The 16,576-nt window shown below is 42.4% G+C and carries 19 protein-coding genes and 2 pseudogenes; 1 reads left to right on the top strand and 20 read right to left on the bottom strand.

The genetic code is table 11. The features are described from left to right. On the bottom strand, window positions 1-189 hold a 189-nt coding region (locus BM278_RS15720), incomplete at its 3' end, for a transposase (protein ID WP_208601822.1). A 123-nt stretch (window positions 190-312) separates the two neighbouring features. Between BM278_RS15720 and BM278_RS15715 the strand changes: the two genes are divergently transcribed. Continuing rightward, entirely contained in the window at window positions 313-1,044 is a 732-nt protein-coding gene (locus BM278_RS15715; RefSeq protein ID WP_244151199.1) for a methyl-accepting chemotaxis protein, read from the top strand. A gap of 122 nt (window positions 1,045-1,166) precedes the next feature. Here BM278_RS15715 and BM278_RS15710 read toward each other — a convergent pair. The 19 genes and pseudogenes from BM278_RS15710 to BM278_RS15625 all read right to left on the bottom strand — a co-directional run. After that, window positions 1,167-1,439 (bottom strand): annotated as a pseudogene (locus BM278_RS15710) (chromate transporter); the annotation flags it as partial. Window positions 1,440-1,571: 132 nt separating this feature from the next. Then, window positions 1,572-1,892 carry a hypothetical protein gene (locus tag BM278_RS19330; protein WP_244151198.1) on the bottom strand — a complete coding sequence of 107 codons (321 nt, stop codon included), beginning with the start codon at window positions 1,890-1,892 and terminating at the stop codon, window positions 1,572-1,574. After that, a complete protein-coding gene (locus BM278_RS15705) occupies window positions 1,855-2,439 on the bottom strand; it encodes a DUF3307 domain-containing protein (RefSeq protein ID WP_244151197.1) in 585 nt (194 codons plus the stop codon). Before BM278_RS15705 ends, BM278_RS19330 begins: the two co-directional genes overlap by 38 nt. A 13-nt stretch (window positions 2,440-2,452) precedes the next feature. Then, window positions 2,453-3,148, bottom strand: a complete 696-nt coding sequence (locus BM278_RS15700) for a SatD family protein (protein WP_090951601.1) — start codon at window positions 3,146-3,148, stop codon at window positions 2,453-2,455. A 199-nt stretch (window positions 3,149-3,347) separates the two neighbouring features. Beyond that, a complete protein-coding gene (locus tag BM278_RS15695) occupies window positions 3,348-4,556 on the bottom strand; it encodes a DNA polymerase IV (RefSeq protein WP_090951598.1) in 1,209 nt (402 codons plus the stop codon). Between the two features lie 436 nt (window positions 4,557-4,992). Continuing rightward, complete coding sequence (locus tag BM278_RS15690; RefSeq protein ID WP_090951607.1) at window positions 4,993-5,634, bottom strand: M14 family zinc carboxypeptidase; 642 nt, start codon at window positions 5,632-5,634, stop codon at window positions 4,993-4,995. 30 nt (window positions 5,635-5,664) lie between these two features. Continuing rightward, window positions 5,665-6,857: pseudogene (locus BM278_RS15685) on the bottom strand (ABC transporter substrate-binding protein); the annotation flags it as partial. Window positions 6,858-6,917: 60 nt separating this feature from the next. After that, window positions 6,918-7,625: an ABC transporter ATP-binding protein gene (locus BM278_RS15680; RefSeq protein ID WP_090951595.1), complete on the bottom strand. Its 708-nt coding sequence runs from the start codon at window positions 7,623-7,625 to the stop codon at window positions 6,918-6,920. Further along, on the bottom strand, window positions 7,618-8,382 hold the full coding sequence (locus tag BM278_RS15675; RefSeq protein ID WP_090951592.1) for an ABC transporter ATP-binding protein: 765 nt from the start codon (window positions 8,380-8,382) through the stop codon (window positions 7,618-7,620). The genes BM278_RS15680 and BM278_RS15675 overlap by 8 nt, the downstream gene beginning before the upstream one ends. Window positions 8,383-8,384: 2 nt before the next feature. Next, complete coding sequence (locus BM278_RS15670; RefSeq protein ID WP_425272988.1) at window positions 8,385-9,401, bottom strand: branched-chain amino acid ABC transporter permease; 1,017 nt, start codon at window positions 9,399-9,401, stop codon at window positions 8,385-8,387. Beyond that, window positions 9,398-10,264, bottom strand: a complete 867-nt coding sequence (locus BM278_RS15665) for a branched-chain amino acid ABC transporter permease (protein WP_090951588.1) — start codon at window positions 10,262-10,264, stop codon at window positions 9,398-9,400. Before BM278_RS15665 ends, BM278_RS15670 begins: the two co-directional genes overlap by 4 nt. Before the next feature lie 281 nt (window positions 10,265-10,545). After that, entirely contained in the window at window positions 10,546-11,121 is a 576-nt protein-coding gene (locus tag BM278_RS15660; protein ID WP_090951585.1) for a TetR/AcrR family transcriptional regulator, read from the bottom strand. 20 nt (window positions 11,122-11,141) lie between these two features. Further along, window positions 11,142-12,311, bottom strand: a complete 1,170-nt coding sequence (locus BM278_RS15655; protein ID WP_090951581.1) for a thiolase family protein — start codon at window positions 12,309-12,311, stop codon at window positions 11,142-11,144. 47 nt (window positions 12,312-12,358) lie between these two features. After that, window positions 12,359-12,760, bottom strand: a complete 402-nt coding sequence (locus BM278_RS15650) for a MaoC family dehydratase (RefSeq protein WP_090951578.1) — start codon at window positions 12,758-12,760, stop codon at window positions 12,359-12,361. Beyond that, window positions 12,757-13,206, bottom strand: a complete 450-nt coding sequence (locus tag BM278_RS15645; RefSeq protein WP_090951576.1) for a MaoC family dehydratase N-terminal domain-containing protein — start codon at window positions 13,204-13,206, stop codon at window positions 12,757-12,759. The genes BM278_RS15650 and BM278_RS15645 overlap by 4 nt, the downstream gene beginning before the upstream one ends. Window positions 13,207-13,226: 20 nt before the next feature. Next, window positions 13,227-13,991: a 3-oxoacyl-ACP reductase FabG gene (gene fabG / locus BM278_RS15640; protein ID WP_090951571.1), complete on the bottom strand. Its 765-nt coding sequence runs from the start codon at window positions 13,989-13,991 to the stop codon at window positions 13,227-13,229. Between the two features lie 71 nt (window positions 13,992-14,062). After that, on the bottom strand, window positions 14,063-15,241 hold the full coding sequence (locus BM278_RS15635) for an acyl-CoA dehydrogenase family protein (protein WP_090951568.1): 1,179 nt from the start codon (window positions 15,239-15,241) through the stop codon (window positions 14,063-14,065). A 206-nt stretch (window positions 15,242-15,447) separates the two neighbouring features. Then, on the bottom strand, window positions 15,448-16,215 hold the full coding sequence (locus tag BM278_RS15630; RefSeq protein WP_090951565.1) for an NAD-dependent protein deacylase: 768 nt from the start codon (window positions 16,213-16,215) through the stop codon (window positions 15,448-15,450). Between the two features lie 67 nt (window positions 16,216-16,282). Further along, on the bottom strand, window positions 16,283-16,576 hold a 294-nt coding region (locus BM278_RS15625; protein ID WP_143093466.1), incomplete at its 5' end, for a zinc ribbon domain-containing protein.

Raw genomic sequence — 16,576 nt, 5'->3', positions numbered from 1 at the left:
CCGGCCATATTGTGTATCTAGATTTCGTTGATAGTAGCCGTTTCTCATATTGGATGTGTCTGCCTGTTCGATTTCGAGGAAATTTTTGATTTCTTCCCGCATGATCAGCTCTAATTTTTCTTTGACAAACTGACGAATGACACTTTCCAGTTGATTTGCCCAGTCCATATTCGATATACTTTTAGACATAGGTAGGGTTCTCCTTTCTCTGGAATGTTTTTCGTTCAATCAGAGAATACCCTACCTTTTTTTTTTTGGTCTAGCAAAATGTGTTACACAAAATTTTATACATCATCAAAAATCCGAATGCAGATGGAGCAAGTAAAAAATGATCTCAAACTGCAATTGCAAGCGACAGCGCAAGAACTTTCCGGTATATCCGAAGAAGTCTATGCTTCGGTTTCTGAATTGACAGCGGAAGCGATGAACATTTTACAATCAATCGAGGAAGCCTCTTCTATTTCTGAAAAAAGCGAGCGTCATTCTGCCGAAGGTCAAGAAAAATTGCAAAAACAATTATCAGAAATCCGCCATATTCAAACAATGATGAAAGAGATCCATGCAGAAATCAACAGCTTACAACAATCAGCCCGTGATATCGCAGGAATTAACGGTATCGTGACAGAGATTGCTGATCAGACAAACCTGCTCTCGTTGAACGCTTCGATCGAAGCGGCACGCGCGGGAGAACACGGTAAAGGATTTGCTGTTGTCGCTGATGAAGTGCGAAAGCTTGCTTTCCAAACGAAAAAATCTGTCGCTGACGTCACAAACATTTTAAACGACTTAAATCGAAAGATAGAAGCCATTTCCGAATCAATCAATTCAGCACACGCATTGATTGACCGTGGGACAAGCGATATGGAGAAATTTCATCAATTTTTTGAAGCGCTATCACAGTCGCTCCAGCAAATTCGCACCCAAAATCAACGGATTCACGAAAAGATGAAACGATACGTAGACGTGGTCACAGATATTAATGACGCCACGAACAATGTCGCTGTATCGGCCGAAAGATTAGAGCAATTAACAAACGGCTTATAGCCAGCAAAGCCTTTGCCACTTTAAGTAAGTGGCAAAGGCTAAACAATGTTTGTACTTCTCGTAATTTTTAAAAGGAAAATATGTAAATTATTAGTAAATATTGTACATAAAATAAAGGTGGCTCATAAAACAAAGGAAAAAATCGCTCCCGCTGCAAACGAAAATACGACCACAAGCCAAGGCGGCCATTTCCAAATCGTTAATAAAGCAAATGCCGCCAACGCTAAGGAGAAATCAAGAGGACTTTTTACCGCCTTCGTCCATACCGGATGATACAGCGCCGCCAGCAAAATGCCTACGACCGCTGCGTTAATGCCGCCAAGCGCCGCTTGAAAGCGAGGGTGATGACGCAGCCAATTCCAAAATGGAAGCATCCCGATGATTAATAAAAAGGTACGTGTTTGTGCCATCGTCCAATAAGCAAATGGACATCCGAAACTTGTTGGAAGCAGTATTTTTAGAATAACCTGGATCATAAAGATGCAGCCTTTTGTTATTCACGATATGATCATGGCTGCAAAATGGATTCACCAAATCTGTGAAGCAACTATTCCTAGCAAAATACCAATAACGGCGCTTGACAAAGTGCCGATGAGATAATACTCGGAAAACTGTTTATGTTCAAATTGCTTGAAACGGGCCAACGTTTTTAGCGCCGCCAAAAACGCAAGCCCTTGCACCATATCCATTATCATAAAAATGACGATCAGCATTCGTTCCAACATACCAATGATGGAACCGATTTTTGCGGGAGAATCGCGAAAAAATTGTTCCGTTTTTACGGTAGTAATTTCGACTTCCTGTCCCCCGTCATTCTTGTGTCTTATTTTTACTTCCATTTTTTTCATCAGATAAACGATAAATCCCTTCCTGCAGTTCGTGATTCGGCATAATGTCTTGCAACACAATTTGCAGAAAACGGTCGGCGCCATACGTAGCTAAAATAAAGACACAACCTGTAGCGACGATTTTTTCGTCCGTGGTCCATCCTCTAAAAAAAGAAGCTGTGCCGTTGTCTAATAGCCGCGTTGAAATGTGCAGGCCATGAAAAGCGATCCAAATGGTCAAAAAGTGAAGCATTTGGTCAAGAAGAAATAAAAATGCTTGATTGCCTGTTCCTTTCAAGTTATCATTCAGCTTCATTTTGCCATAGTCAATAAGATAATGACAAATAGAAATAAGTAAAATTGCCTGTCCAGACAATAAAAAAACAGGAAGATGAAAAGAGTTATTCATCGACATCGCTATAAAGCTGGCGATGGCCATCAGAACGATATGAATGGCGACATGTTTACCTAGGAAAAGAATCGGCCTCTCCTTTCTTCCGTTGACGCATCGGTCCGGTTGGAACATAAAATCTCCTAGCAAATGTGCGGCGTAAAAATATATCCACAATGCCAATCGCTCCTTATGCTTTTAAAAGGGTTTGATACAAAAGCAACAGTTGAGTCAGGCTAGCTTCTGCCATCTTCAATTTTTGATAATCGGCGCGTTTCAGTAAATAACTGACGGTAGAAATAGGCGATTTGTATCCCAAATGGTTGCCGATTTTTTCATATGTCCATTCAGGATATTGTTCCATTAAATAAATGACTTGCTTTTGCTTATCTGTCCATTTTCGCTTTATTGATAAGATAAATCCTAATAGCGTATTAAGCGGTTCGGAAGGCAGTGGTTCAGATAAAATATAAAAACTTGTTTCTGTTTCTCTTTCGTTCCAAATTTTTATTTTCTCCTTGTTTTCTTTTAAGTGTTTGTCTCGTGCTTCAAATGCATGTAATACCGCGCTTCCATTTATCGCATGGACATCGGTTGTATTCATCGTTTCTAAATTTCCAACGCCAATCCCTAGGTAAAACGGGCATCGATGTAAATGAGATTGTTGCACAATATAATCAATAAGCGGGTATGTGTTAGCAAAGTTTGCGATGACCCCAATCAGCTCATCCCCGTTTCGGATCATAAACGGAACGAGTAAATCGTGATGAAATCGCTTATTGATTGCCTGTTCGCATTCGCTCAGAATATTTAGCAAACGAGTTTTTTCCATCTGTTTCGACTTCTTGACATCGGCGGCAACACAGATAGCTGGTATTGGTTTCATAGCATCCCTCTTTTTTGTTGATGTATATACATCAATATTATCATTGTTGTTAAATAAACATCAACCACACTTTCTAAAAGTATTCTCTCTATGATCAATGAAATATCGGCTTGCCGTTTTTGAAACAACGAGGGGCGTAATTGCCTCCGCACTGGCGCTATCCCTATCTTATTCGTTTCTTACATTAATAATCGTTTTATCACCGCTTTTGTCTCCGAAAAAGTTCAACTCCTTTTTGAATGATGCCATCGCCGAATTTTTGCTGAAGGCGCTCAATCGTATTCCATAATGCTTCTTTTTTGGCGTCTTCTTCAAAGTGAAACAAGTCTAATTGTTTCACAGCTTCCTTTTTATCAAACACGTCGACGGCGGTAATTCCTAACAGTCTTATCGGATTGCCGTTCCAATGGCGCTTTAATAAGTAGACGGCACGTTGAAAAATTTCTTCTGCCTCTTGGACTGGATTTTCCCATGTTTTACTGCGGGTGATCGTTTGAAAATTGCTGTAGCGGATCATAATTTGGATGGTGGAAGAGACGACACGCTTCTGTTTCATTCGTTGGCTGACGGATTGCGCCAAAGCGCGCAGCACTTCAAGTAACACTCTCTCCTCCGTCACATTGCGGGAAAGTGTCGTGGAATTCCCAATATATTTCCATTTTCTTCCTTCTTCTGGGTCTACCGGACGAGGATCCACCCCATTCGCCCGCTCTTTTAAACGAACTCCATTGACGCCAAGCAAATTTTGCAATATCACCTTTTCCGCCTTCGCCAGCTCACCGATCGTAAAGATACCAATATCATTTAATTTTTTTGCTGTTTTCTCACCAACACCGTGCATCTGCTGAACAGGGAGAGGCCAAAGGATTTTTGGCACATCGCGCTTGCGCAGAACGGTAATGCCTAACGGTTTTTTCATGTCGCTTGCCATTTTGGCCAAAAACTTATTTGGCGCAATGCCAATGCTTACAGGAATATGTAGCGTTTTTAACAATCCTTTTTGGATTTGCTCTGCGATGCCCAACGGTGAACCGCCCGAATAACAATCGGTGATATCTAAATATCCTTCATCAATCGAAGCAGGTTCCAAAACAGGGGTAAACGTCTTCAAAAATTGAAACACTTTCTCGCTTATATCGCGGTATAAGTGAAAGTCGGGCTTCAATATGACAAGATGAGGGCATCTTTTCTTCGCTTCCCATAACGGCATCGTCGTGTAAATGCCAAAACGTTGTTTGGCGATATAATTTGCTGCTAGCACAACGCCTTTCCGTTCTTTTGGATCTCCCGCTACAACAACCGCTCTATCTTTTAACGATGGATCTCGCGCGATTTCGCAACTCGCGAAAAATGAATTACAATCGACATGCAAAATGACACGACCGTATTTTTGGCGCGTTGCTTCCATGTTGTTTTTCTCCTTTTTTGATTTTGTAGTTTGTAGGAGTTACTTGGGTAATCTTTTTTTAATGAAGAGAAGTGGATAAAGATGTATGGACCGTTTCAGCCTTAAAATTCTGGTTTCTTGCACATTGAACCCGGCACGCTATATCGTTTTTCGATCAGTATCGGCGTATGATGATGGGAGATTTTACGTACAACTTTCATATCTTCCGCTTTTATAGAGAAATTGTAAAAGGTATTTTCATTATAGCACATATGTTCGCTTGTTTCTATGATGGAGTTTTCATTCCGTCCATTTGAAGGAGGTGGGCTTTGATTTAGAGTATTTTTTTCTTTTTTGTTGATTATTTAGAACATAGTTTAATAAATTAAATCAATCACACAAAACAGCCTCTTACCGTGCAAAGATAAGAGGCTGTTTTACCGTCTTTCCGTTATGATTAGACGGAATTTGCCAATATAATTGGAACAGAATTGTTTTTGTTCCAAATCGAAGGAAAATACTTTAAAGGTACAGGTCGTTCTCCGACATATGGAGCGACTTCAATCGTAAAGCCTGGCCGTTTAAACCGAATGACAAACCAATCTTTATAACCGCCGCCGCTCGGGTTTTTCGTTGGTTTCACTAACGAATATTTCGTTTTCTTTGATAACATTAGCGCAAGGCGATAATCTCGTTGTGCTTGTGTTTTCGATTGATGAAAATGCCAATAAATGATTTGTCCGGAAGAGTGGTAAGAAACAGTAGTTAGAAAATTATGGGCAAGCGTAAAGTCTCGCATTGCCTGTGCTTCAGGCTCACTATATGGACGCGGTCCTTTATAGTTTTTATACCATGGCTTTCCAGGATTGCAGCAAATCGTTTTCCAATATGCATCATATTGTCTATTTAAATCGACTCCACGAATATTTGCTTTCCAAGCAGAAAAATCTTTTTTCCCTCTATTAATTTTTAAAACAAGATTGGAATTTTTCACAGCTTTATATCCTCGTTGCACAAGCGTGACTCCATCTGGATTGACCATCGGCACAAACCAAATCGATGTGTGATCCAATGTCTTTCTAATACTATAGTTATCCATTTTTTGATTATTGCCGTAAGCAAATGCGTATTTTTTTATTTTTATTGGCACAATTTTACCATTTTCTACCGCTGCGATGTTTTGTAGCGACTCCAGTCCGCCGTTGCCATCAATTTTCAAAACGGCATATACTTGTTTGTCTTTCGGCAAGTTTTTTAATCCTTCAGGCATATGTTGGCGAATCGCAGTAGCATCGTCAACCGTACCTGCTGCTTTCATCGCCTCTACAAATACATATAATGCAAGGTAATTGAATCCTGCTTCAGATCCTGGATCTTCATTAAACTTTGCGCGATAGTTTTTCACAAACGACGGAACTCCCGGACCATCTGATTCCACTAATGGCATGACCCCGATCGCTCCTTCAAGCATGTCGTAAGAACCAGTCACTTTTTTCATCTCATCAAGCTTCGCTTGGTCCATAATGATAAATCCGCCTTTAAATCCTAACTCCCTTGCTTGTTTGGCAACTTTTGCTGTTGGTTCCGAAGGTCCTCCAATAAATAAAACATCCGGCTTTTCTTTGAGCGCATTCGTGACAATGGTAAAAAAGTCCGTATCTTTGGAAAAGTCAATAGAAGTTTTGTAAACGACTTTTCCGCCTTGCTTTTCCCAATATGGAAGCAATGTATCTGACCAGTCTTTTCCGTATTGCGATGAGGTCGGAAGTGCGGCGAGTTTTTTTCCGAATCGTTTCATCGCGTACTGCGTAAATGGCGCTACATAACTATCATAACGCGGCGGTATTCTAACCGTAAGCGAATTTCCAGTTTGCGTTATTTTCGGCTCGCTCGTATATGCGCCGATAATAAATTTTTCTGCCTCGTTAAATACTTGTAGCGCCATGACCCCACCGCTGTGCGGAGTAAACACAATCGGAGTTTTATGTTCCTGAACTAGTCTTTTCGCATTCGATGCTGTTTCGTTTGGCAAATATTTATCATCCAGTGCGATCACATTTAATTCATATTTTTTCCGTTTACTTCAAATCCGCCACTATTGTTTATTTCCTCCGCAGCTAGTTTTAAACCATTTAATGTCCGTTCGCCATAATATGCTGCAGGGCCGCTTAATGGGCCGCTAAACCCAATATTAACTGTATTGGAACCCCCGCTGCCGTTTCCCTCTTTGCTACTGCTAGATATTTTCCCATTGCAAGCCACCAATACAATCATCATTGCAAGCATAACAGTTGTAATAAAAAATAATTTCATTTTATTCATTTTGTTTACTGCACCCCTTATTTCTAAATATTATAAATATTCTAAAAATTTAACTACTTTTTATGTTCCGATATATGCTTTATGGACATTGTCGTTAGCAAATAATTCTTGTGACGTTCCTTGTACAGCAATCGTCCCGTTTTCAAACACATAGCCTTTATGGGCAATATGAAGGGCGGCATGAGCATTTTGCTCCGCCAATAAAATCGTTGTTCCTTCCTTATTAATTTGCTTGATGATTTGAAACATTTGTTCTACGATAAGTGGAGCCAAACCGATTGACGGTTCATCAAGCAGCAATAATTTCGGGCGTGACATTAACGCCCTGCCAATGGCTAGCATTTGTTGCTGACCGCCGCTTAGCGCCCCGGCTAGATCGTTTCGTTTTTCCTTTAAAATAGGGAACAATTCATAAACATGATTGAGTGACTGTTTGATTTTTTCTTTCTCTTTTCGATGAATATAAGCGCCCATCAATAAATTTTCATAAACCGTCATTCGTGAAAATAACTTTCTTCCTTCAGCGCATTGAACGATCCCTAATTGAACGATTCGGTCAGGAGAATATCGATCAATGCGGTTTCCTTTGAAAACGATTTCACCTTTTGAAAGTTTATTTAACCCGCTAATCGTCCGAAAAACGGTGCTTTTCCCTGCGCCGTTAGAACCTAGCAGCACAACAATTTCTCCTTCATGAACGTGGATATTCACGTTTTGCACGGCAGTAAAGCTTCCATATTGGACAGAGACGTTCCTTAATTCAAGCAATCGCGCTCCCTCCTAGATATGCCTGAATGACAATTTCATTGTTTTTAATCTCTTCCGGCGTTCCTTCAGCGATTTTTTCACCGTAATTAAGAACCATAATTTTATGTGCAATCTTCATAATCATTTGCATTTTATGTTCAATCAAACAAACCGTAATCCCATACTCTGCCATCTTTACGATTAGTTCTTCCAACCCTTCGGTTTCATCTGGGTTTACGCCAGCCGCTGGTTCATCAAGAAGAATAACTTCCGGATCTGTAGCAAGCGCCAACGCAAAAGCGGCACGTTTTTTCTCCTCTTGCGAAATGTTGGCGACGATTTTATGGGCAGCATCTGTTAATCCGACAAATTCCAACACTTCCATCGCCTTCTCCTTGCATTGCGCTTCTTCTCTTTTTAACCGCTTCGTACGAAAAATAGCGTCAAACAAAGTGGACGATGTTCTTAAGCGGTGGCCGATGATCACATTATCCAAAACAGTGGACTGCTCAAAAAGATGGGTTGTTTGAAATGTGCGGGCAATGCCTAGTTTCGCTCTTTTGTTTGCCGGCAAATGGGTAATGTCTTCTCCTTTAAAAATGATCTGTCCCGCAGTTGGCTTATGAAAACCGCTGATCAGATTAAAAAAGGTGGACTTCCCCGCTCCATTTGGGCCGATAATCGCATTAATTTTCCCTCTCTCAATGGAAAAGTTGACATTGTTGACAGCAATTAATCCGCCAAACCGTTTTGTCAAATTTTTTGTTTCCAGTAACATGCTCACCCCTCCTTCACTTGTTTTTCATTGCTAGAATGGCTAGAAATTTTACCCACTCGACTGTCTCGATTATTTTCTGTCCGTTTTGTTTTCCAATGAATAACTCCCCCCACAACGCCTCGCGGATAGAAAATAACAAGCAACGTTAAAATCGGACCAAAAATAAGCATTCGATAATCTTGTAAAAATTGAAGTTGTTGCGAAATCGATGTCATTAACAACGTTCCAACCACCGGACCGGACATCGTGCCGATTCCTCCGACGAGAAGGAAAATTAATAAATCAAACATTACAGAAATGTAGCCGATATCCGGGCCAAGAAAACGGATAAATGACGCGTAAAGAGCACCTGCTAACGAAGTAAAAAATATGGACAAGACAAAAGATACTAACTTATCTTTCATAGTAGAAATTCCGATCGTTAGCGCTAGTTCCTCGCTATTGCGAATCGCAATATACGTTCTTCCAGTTAACGAGTAAACAATTCGATACATAACGAAAACAACAAGCAGCAAGAAAAACAAGACGAGGTAATATTGCGACACAGGGGTTTGAAACGAAATTGGACCAATGTTTGCTGGAGAAGGAATACCGATAAAACCGCGAACTCCTCCTGTTAAGTTATCCCATTTATCAATGACAAGGTAAATAATATACCCGACACATAACGTATAAATGGCAAAAAAATGTTCTTTTGTCCGTAAAGCGACTAAACCGACTAAAAATCCAATGAAAGACGAGATAACGCAAGATAGAAAAAACGCCAGCCAAAAATTTAATCCTGCTTTGACCGTCAAAATGGCGAGCGTGTAAGCGCCGATTGCAAAAAAGCCCGCATGCGCAAGCGATAAATATCCCGTATAGCCGGCAAGCAAATTTAATCCATAAACAGCAATCATCCAAATAAACGAGAGGGTCATCATGTGCAAATAATAGTTATTCGGAATCAGCAAAGGAAATGCAAGAGCAAAAAGAATCGCTAACGCGGCGATTTTCTTTTGTTTCAAAACAGCGATCATGATTGTCCCCTCCTGACAAATAGTCCAGTCGGTTTGATCGTCAAAATAATGACGAGAATGACGAATGCGATAATATCTTTATAATCGTTTGAAATATAAGTGGCTCCTAAACTTTCGCTAAAACCTAGAATATAGCCGCCGATAATCGCTCCAGGGACGCTTCCCATTCCGCCAAGAATAATGATGACAAAAGCTTTTAAAATGACGAGATGTCCCATTCCTGGGAAGACGAGATTAATAGGAGACGCCAAGGAGGCGGCAAGCGCTGCGAGGCTTCCAGAAATCATAAACGTCATCATCGCCACTTTGTTTATATTAATTCCGACTAAATTCGCTCCTTCACGGTTTTGCGACATCGCAATAATCGTGGCACCGATAAACGTCTTTTTTAAGAAAAAGTACAACAAAACCATGATGGCAATGGTGGATGTGATGATGAGAAGCCGCTGTGCAGTCAACGTTAGCCCAAATAGATTTACCACTTTTCCGTATGGAGTTGGCATCGTTTGATAGTCAGCCCCCCATACAAATTGGGCAAATGCTTCGAGAAATAAGAGGATGCCGATTGCAGCGATTTTATCGTGGAGAGGTGGTGCATCACGAAGAGGGTAAAAAACAAGTCGTTCCAACAATACTCCAAGCGTTCCAATGACGATCATGGAAATAACAATGGCAAGCCAATAAGGAAGCCCAGATTTGCTCATCATTGTTAACGTAACGTATCCACCCATCATGTAAAGCGCTCCATGGGCGAAATTCGGAATATGCAAAATTCCGTATACGAGCGTCAATCCTAAAGCAACCAAACTGTAAACACTTCCTACTGTCAATCCGTTCAGCAACTGCTGTATAAAAAATTCCATCCATTTTCCTCCCTCTATAAATGTTGATATATCAACGGTTGTAGCCGTTTCAGGGATGGCAAAAAAATTTTTTCGACACAGCTCCTAATATTATTATTTCTTAAATTGTCTATATCTCCTTATTGATTGATGCAGATGATGAAGAACTTCATCGTCAGCAAATTTTCATCGCTCCATCCTGATGCAGCCCTAAATCACGGCTTGGACGATGAAGAAAAGTTGAATTCATGGAAAGAGAATGCGTCGCTAAACGCTTAGCATCTCTTTCCAATATGCATAATTTATTTTTTCTCTTGATTTTTTATTCCATTTAAAATCAAATCCACGTAGATTTCTGCTAGTTGTTCTTCCGATATTTCTCCGTCAGGATTAAACCAGTAATAACTCCAATTTGTAATGCCTAAAATTCCAAACGTAACCATGTGGGGGGTATGCGTTTGCTTAAACTCTCCTTTTGCGATTCCTTCTTCAATAAGCTTTTGATAATTTTCGCGAAACGCCCGCCGCTTTGCTTTGATTTCTTGCAAGTGCGCTTCATGTAAATGTCGCATTTCCCGAAAGAAAATGCGCGCGCTTTTCCGCCTTGCTTTAATATTGCGAATGAGCATATAAACGATTTCGTGCAGTTTTTCCGTGCAGCTTTTCTCTACATTTTGCAAAATGTGTTGTTGCTGCTGTAAAAGGTCTTCTATATAGGAGATGCATATATCTTTTAGTAGTTCTTCTTTGCTTTTGTAATAATAATAGAATGCTCCTTTCGTTACGCCCATCGCTTCGACGATTTCTTGCACGGACGTTTCTTTAAATCCTTTTTGATCAAATAGTTCGATGCTTGTTTCGATAATTTTTTCCTTCATATGTCCATTCCTTTCGCCATTTATTCTCGTTCGATAATCGTAGCGATTCCTTGCCCGCCTCCGATACATGCGGTAATTAACGCGTATCTTCCGCCCGAACGTTGTAATTCATAAACCGCCTTTGTTATTAAAATTGCGCCGGTTGCGCCGAGCGGGTGTCCATGGGCAATCGCGCCGCCGTTTACGTTCACTTTTTCCGGGTCCATGTTCAGTTCACGGTCGCAGGCAATCACTTGGGCGGCAAACGCTTCGTTGATTTCGATCAAGTCCATATCATCTAACGACAATCCTGCTTTTTTCAACACTTTTTTTGTCGCCGGAACCGGACCGATTCCCATGATGTTCGGATCAACCCCGGCAACCGCATAGGCGCGAATCACCGCCAATGGCGTAAGCCCCAGTTCTTCTGCTTTTTCTCTCGCCATAATGACTAATGCGGATGCCCCATCATTTAACCCGGAACTGTTTCCCGCTGTAACAGTTCCTCCTTCTAAAAACGCTGGCGGCAGCTTTGACAACGCTTCCATCGACGTTTGCGGGCGCGGATGTTCATCTGTGTCAAAAATGATTGGGTCCCCTTTTTTGACAGGTACGGTAATCGGAACGATTTGTTCCTTAAATCGTCCTTCTTTCATCGCCCGCGCCATTTTTTGCTGGCTTCTTAGCGCGAATTCATCCTGTTCCTCTCTGCTGATCCCGTATTTTTTAACAAGGTTTTCTGCCGTAATCCCCATCGGTGGATCGCCAATTTCTTTTGGGGACAGCTGAGATTTTCGAAAACTTGGCGGAGTTGAACTATACGGTTTTTCCGGACGGTCCATTAAGTACGGAGCACGGCTCATACTTTCCACTCCTCCAGCGACATACACATCGCCATCCCCTGCGCGGATCGCCTGTGCCGCTAAGTTGACCGCGTTAATGCCAGAACCGCATTGTCTGTCTACAGTAAGGCCGGTAAGTTCAAGCGACAATCCTGTTTGTAAGGCGGTAAGCCGCGCGATATTCCCGCCGCCGCTTAACACATTGCCCATAATGACGTCATCGACCATTTCCGGACCGATGTTGGCCCGCCGCATCGCTTCTTTTATGACTTCCGCGCCAAAAACATGCGCAGGCACTGTCGCTAACGCACCGCCTTGTTTCGCGATCGCCGTGCGGACGGCGGAAACGATGACCGCATCTCTTTTCACTTTTTTCACCTCTTATCATTTTTAAGGAAAAATTTTGGCTGTCGAGATTAGTAGATAGAAAATACCACTTCTCCTTTTACGACTTCTTTCCCGTTTTGATTGACGGCAAAAACGTCAAAGTATAGTTTCTTCTCTTTCTTTTCTTTGACCGTCGCTTTTAATGTGATGACATCATTTAGAAACACCATTGATTTAAAGCGAACGAAATAATCTTGAATAAATCCTTCTTCGTAATAAGGCGTAAACAGTTTTGCGAGATTTCCCATCGTCCACATTCCGTGCGCAATAATTCCCGGCAGCCCGGCCTTTTTTGCTTCTTCATCGATCGTATGAATCGGATTATAGTCGCCGGATGCCCCAGCGTATTTGATTAAGTCAAGCCGGGAAACAGGGGAAAGCTGCACTTCTTTTAGCGAATCTCCAACTTGCAGTTCAACCATCTTTGTCATACGACCATCGCCTTTCTTACCGTTTCCGTAATAATAATCGTGGATGTGGAGGTAAAAATGACATTCCCAGATGAATCTTCGCCATAGTTGGTGATGACTAAAAATCCAAGCTTCCCCATGCTGCTTTGCTTTTCATAGTAATCTTCCACTTTTGAATAGCAATACAATTCCTCGCCGACATAAAGCGGTCTCTCGTAATGAAACCGCTGCTCGCCGTGAATCAGCCCTTTGCTTGGAAGCTTCAATCCTTCGATCGCACCGTAGTCAAACACCCTTGGAAATGTCGGGGGCGCAATGTTTCTTTGATAGCGTGATTTTTTTCCCGTTTCCTCATCCCAGTAAATTGGATGGGAGTCGCCGATCGCTTCAGCAAATTTTTTGACCGCTCCCCGCTCGACGACATTTTTTACTTTATTGGAACATCTTCCGATATATTCAGAAAACATGCGTCGTTCCTCCTACTCCGTTAACATTTCGGACCTCCGGCCACGTATAACACTTGGCCGTTAATAAACGAAGATTTCTCATCGGCGAAGAAAGCGACTGCCTGGGCGACATCTTCCGGCTTGCCGCTTCTTCCAACCGGAATTTTCGCCACACTTGCTTGAATCAATTCTTCAAACGAAATTCCTAATCTTTCCGCCGTCGCTTTCGTCATATCCGTTTCGATAAATCCAGGCGCGACCGCGTTCGTGGTGATGCCGAATTTGCCCAATTCAATCGCCAACGTTTTTGTAAATCCTTGAATACCCGCTTTCGCTGCGGCATAATTCGCCTGACCGCGGTTGCCGAGGGCGGATGTCGAAGAAATGTTAATAATGCGGCCATACCGTTTTTCGACCATATATTTTTGAACGGCGCGAGCGCAATAAAACGCACCTTTTAAATGGACATCCATCACAGTTTTCCAGTCATCATCCGTCATTTTAAACAACAAGTTGTCGCGAATGACTCCGGCGTTGTTGACGAGAATATCGATCGACCCGAATTGGTCAACAATTTCTTTTACCGCTGTTTCGACTTGCTCACGGTCGGTGACGCTCGCGACTTTCGCATATACTTCATAGCCTTTTTCTTTTAATTCCTTTGCCGTTATGTGCAACGCTTCTTCATTTAAGTCGATGAACGCCACTTTCGCTCCTTCTTCAGCAAAACGTTCGACAATCGCTTTTCCAATTCCGCGGCTTCCGCCTGTGACGAACGCCACTCTTCCTTTAAATCTTTCGCTCATTCGTTTACTCCTCCCTCATAAAATCTTTTTTTATAAAAAATTTACAAATATTAAGACAGCGCTTTCATTTTTTATAAAAATTGGCCAAGCTTCACATGACCTTTTAACAAGTTTCTCGCAATAATCATGCGCTGAATTTCATCGGTGCCGTCATAAATGCGCCAAAGTCTCGCGTCGCGGTACCAGCGTTCGATCGGCATTTCTTTCGTGTAGCCCATGCCGCCATGAATTTGCATCACACGGTCAACGACGCGATTGCCCATGTTAGCGCCAAACAATTTCGCCATCGAAGCTAAATGGCGGTTGTCTTCGCCTTGGTCGAGCGTAAACGCCGCGTTTAGCACGAGCCATTTCGCCGCTTCAATTTCGACGGCCGAATCGGCGATCATCCATTGAATCGCTTGCCTTTCCGCGATCGGCTTGCCAAACGTCACGCGCTCTTTCGCGTAATCAATCGCCATTTGCAGCAGCCGTTCCGCCGCTCCGACCGCGCGGGCGCCGACAATCCAGCGGGCATATCCGATCCATTCCAACCCAAGCTTATAGCCGCCATGCAATTCTCCTAAAATGTTTTCTTCCGGCACGCGCACATTTTCAAAAATTAAGCTGGCCGGTGTCGATGGCCCCATCGTATGTATCGGCTCGGAACGCCAACCCATTTCGCGGTCCACAATAAAACAAGTAACTCCTTCCCGCCCGTTCGTCGCTTGGTGGCGTTCTTTGTCCGTAATGGCAATGACCATCACAAAATCCGCTTCGTTTCCGCCGGTGATAAACGTTTTTTCCCCATTTAATACCCATTCGCTTCCATCTTTTACTGCTGCCATTTTAATGTTTCTCGTATCCGACCCTGCTCCTGGCTCCGTTATGGCAAAGCACGATTTTTTTTCACCGTTAATGGTCGGTAGCAAATATTTTTTCTTTTGTTCTTCGTTCGCGTAATAGAGAATATTATCTGCTGACCCGCCAAACCGGAATGGAACAAACGTTTTCGACACTTCCATCGTCACAATCGCCTGCATCACATGACCGAGGTTGGCGCCGCCGTATTCTTCTGGTGTATTGATCCCCCAAAACCCCGCTTCTTTCGCTTTTAACTGCAATTCTTTCAATTTCTCCTCAGACAGTCCCGGTTTTCCTTCCCGTTCGTTTCGCAACACTTCGTTTTCTAACGGCATTAATTCTTTTTCGACAAATTTTCTGATTGCTTTTTGCACCATTCGCTGTTCGTCCGTAAGGCGCAAATGCATCGTAGCCCCTCCATTCCATCTAAACTTCCCTATTCATACATATGCGTGTTGCCAAAAATTATACCAACCAGTTGGTATGTTAATGTTATTATATTCTAAAATTTTGAAAAATACAATATTTTTTTGATTCTATTACAACTATCATTTTCTTCTCGAAAAGTCGATTAAAAAAACTGTAAAATAAGCAGATGCAGTTGAACCGATGTTCAACGCGCATCTGCGATATATTGCTGTACTTTGGCAACCGTCTCCCCGATTCCTGCGTGGAGGACGATGTCAAATAAATCATTCATTTTCGTCGGCGTTTTATTAACGAGAACTTTGCGGATATGAGGGGCTTCCGCGGCGACATAGGCAGGAATTAAATTAACTGGAGCAACTTCCAGACTCGTTCCCATCGCGATCAACAAATCGCTTCCATCTGCGGCTTGCAGCGCCTCTTCGAATCGTGAAACCATTCCCCCAAACAAGACAACATCCGGCTTTAAAATTTCATTGCATGTTTCCCCGTTTTCCAATGTCCGCACACACCGCGGCACATCGTGGCTATTGATAAACGCTAAATCATATTTTGTTTGGCATTTCGGGCATGTTGCCGTTTGCAACGTACCGTGTAACTCAATCACATTAGTGCTTCCCGCTTTCTCGTGCAACCCGTCAATATTTTGCGTCAAAATCACCACCTTTTTTCCCATATCTTCTAGCCGTTTCAAAAAGAGGTGGCCTTGATTTGGCGCAAAATTTCCCATTAATTTCAATGAAAAAATACGTTTAAATTGATGCCAAAAATCAACAGGGTGATTGTTAAAGTAATATTCAGAAATATAATGCTCGACATTTTCCTCTTGCGCATAAATACCGTTTTCGCTGCGAAAATCCGGAATTCCCGATTCGGTGCTCATTCCCGCTCCGGTCAACACCGTAATTTTCTTTGCATCCATAATCCATTGCGCGAATTCTTTTATCTTATCCATGACCATTTCTCCTTTCTATCCATGCGGTCAACTACCCAACGGCTAAAGCCGTGGGCTTGCAGCTAGCCTAATTGGCTGCCGCGTTCGGCTGGTTGACAGCAGCCCTGCGGATGTTTTCCGCAGCCACGTTGTCGGCAGGGGCAGCGTACCCACAAGCTCGACAACAAAACTGATCCCTTGACGGTCTGTTTTCTTTGGCCACATGTCCGCAAACCGGACAGGTGCGGGAAGTATTTTTTGGATGAACCAATACCACCGGCACGCCAGCGATCGCCGCTTTATACTCAATAAACTTTCTCAACTGATAAAAAGACCAAGAAGAGTGTTGACGACGCTGTTGCTTTTTAACCGTTTTCTCGGT

Origin of the sequence: Parageobacillus thermantarcticus, assembly GCF_900111865.1 — a bacterium.
Taxonomy (GTDB): Bacteria; Bacillota; Bacilli; order Bacillales; family Anoxybacillaceae; genus Parageobacillus; species Parageobacillus thermantarcticus.
Note: the sequence above shows the minus strand (reverse complement) of the source record. Positions and strands in the feature narration are given on the sequence as shown.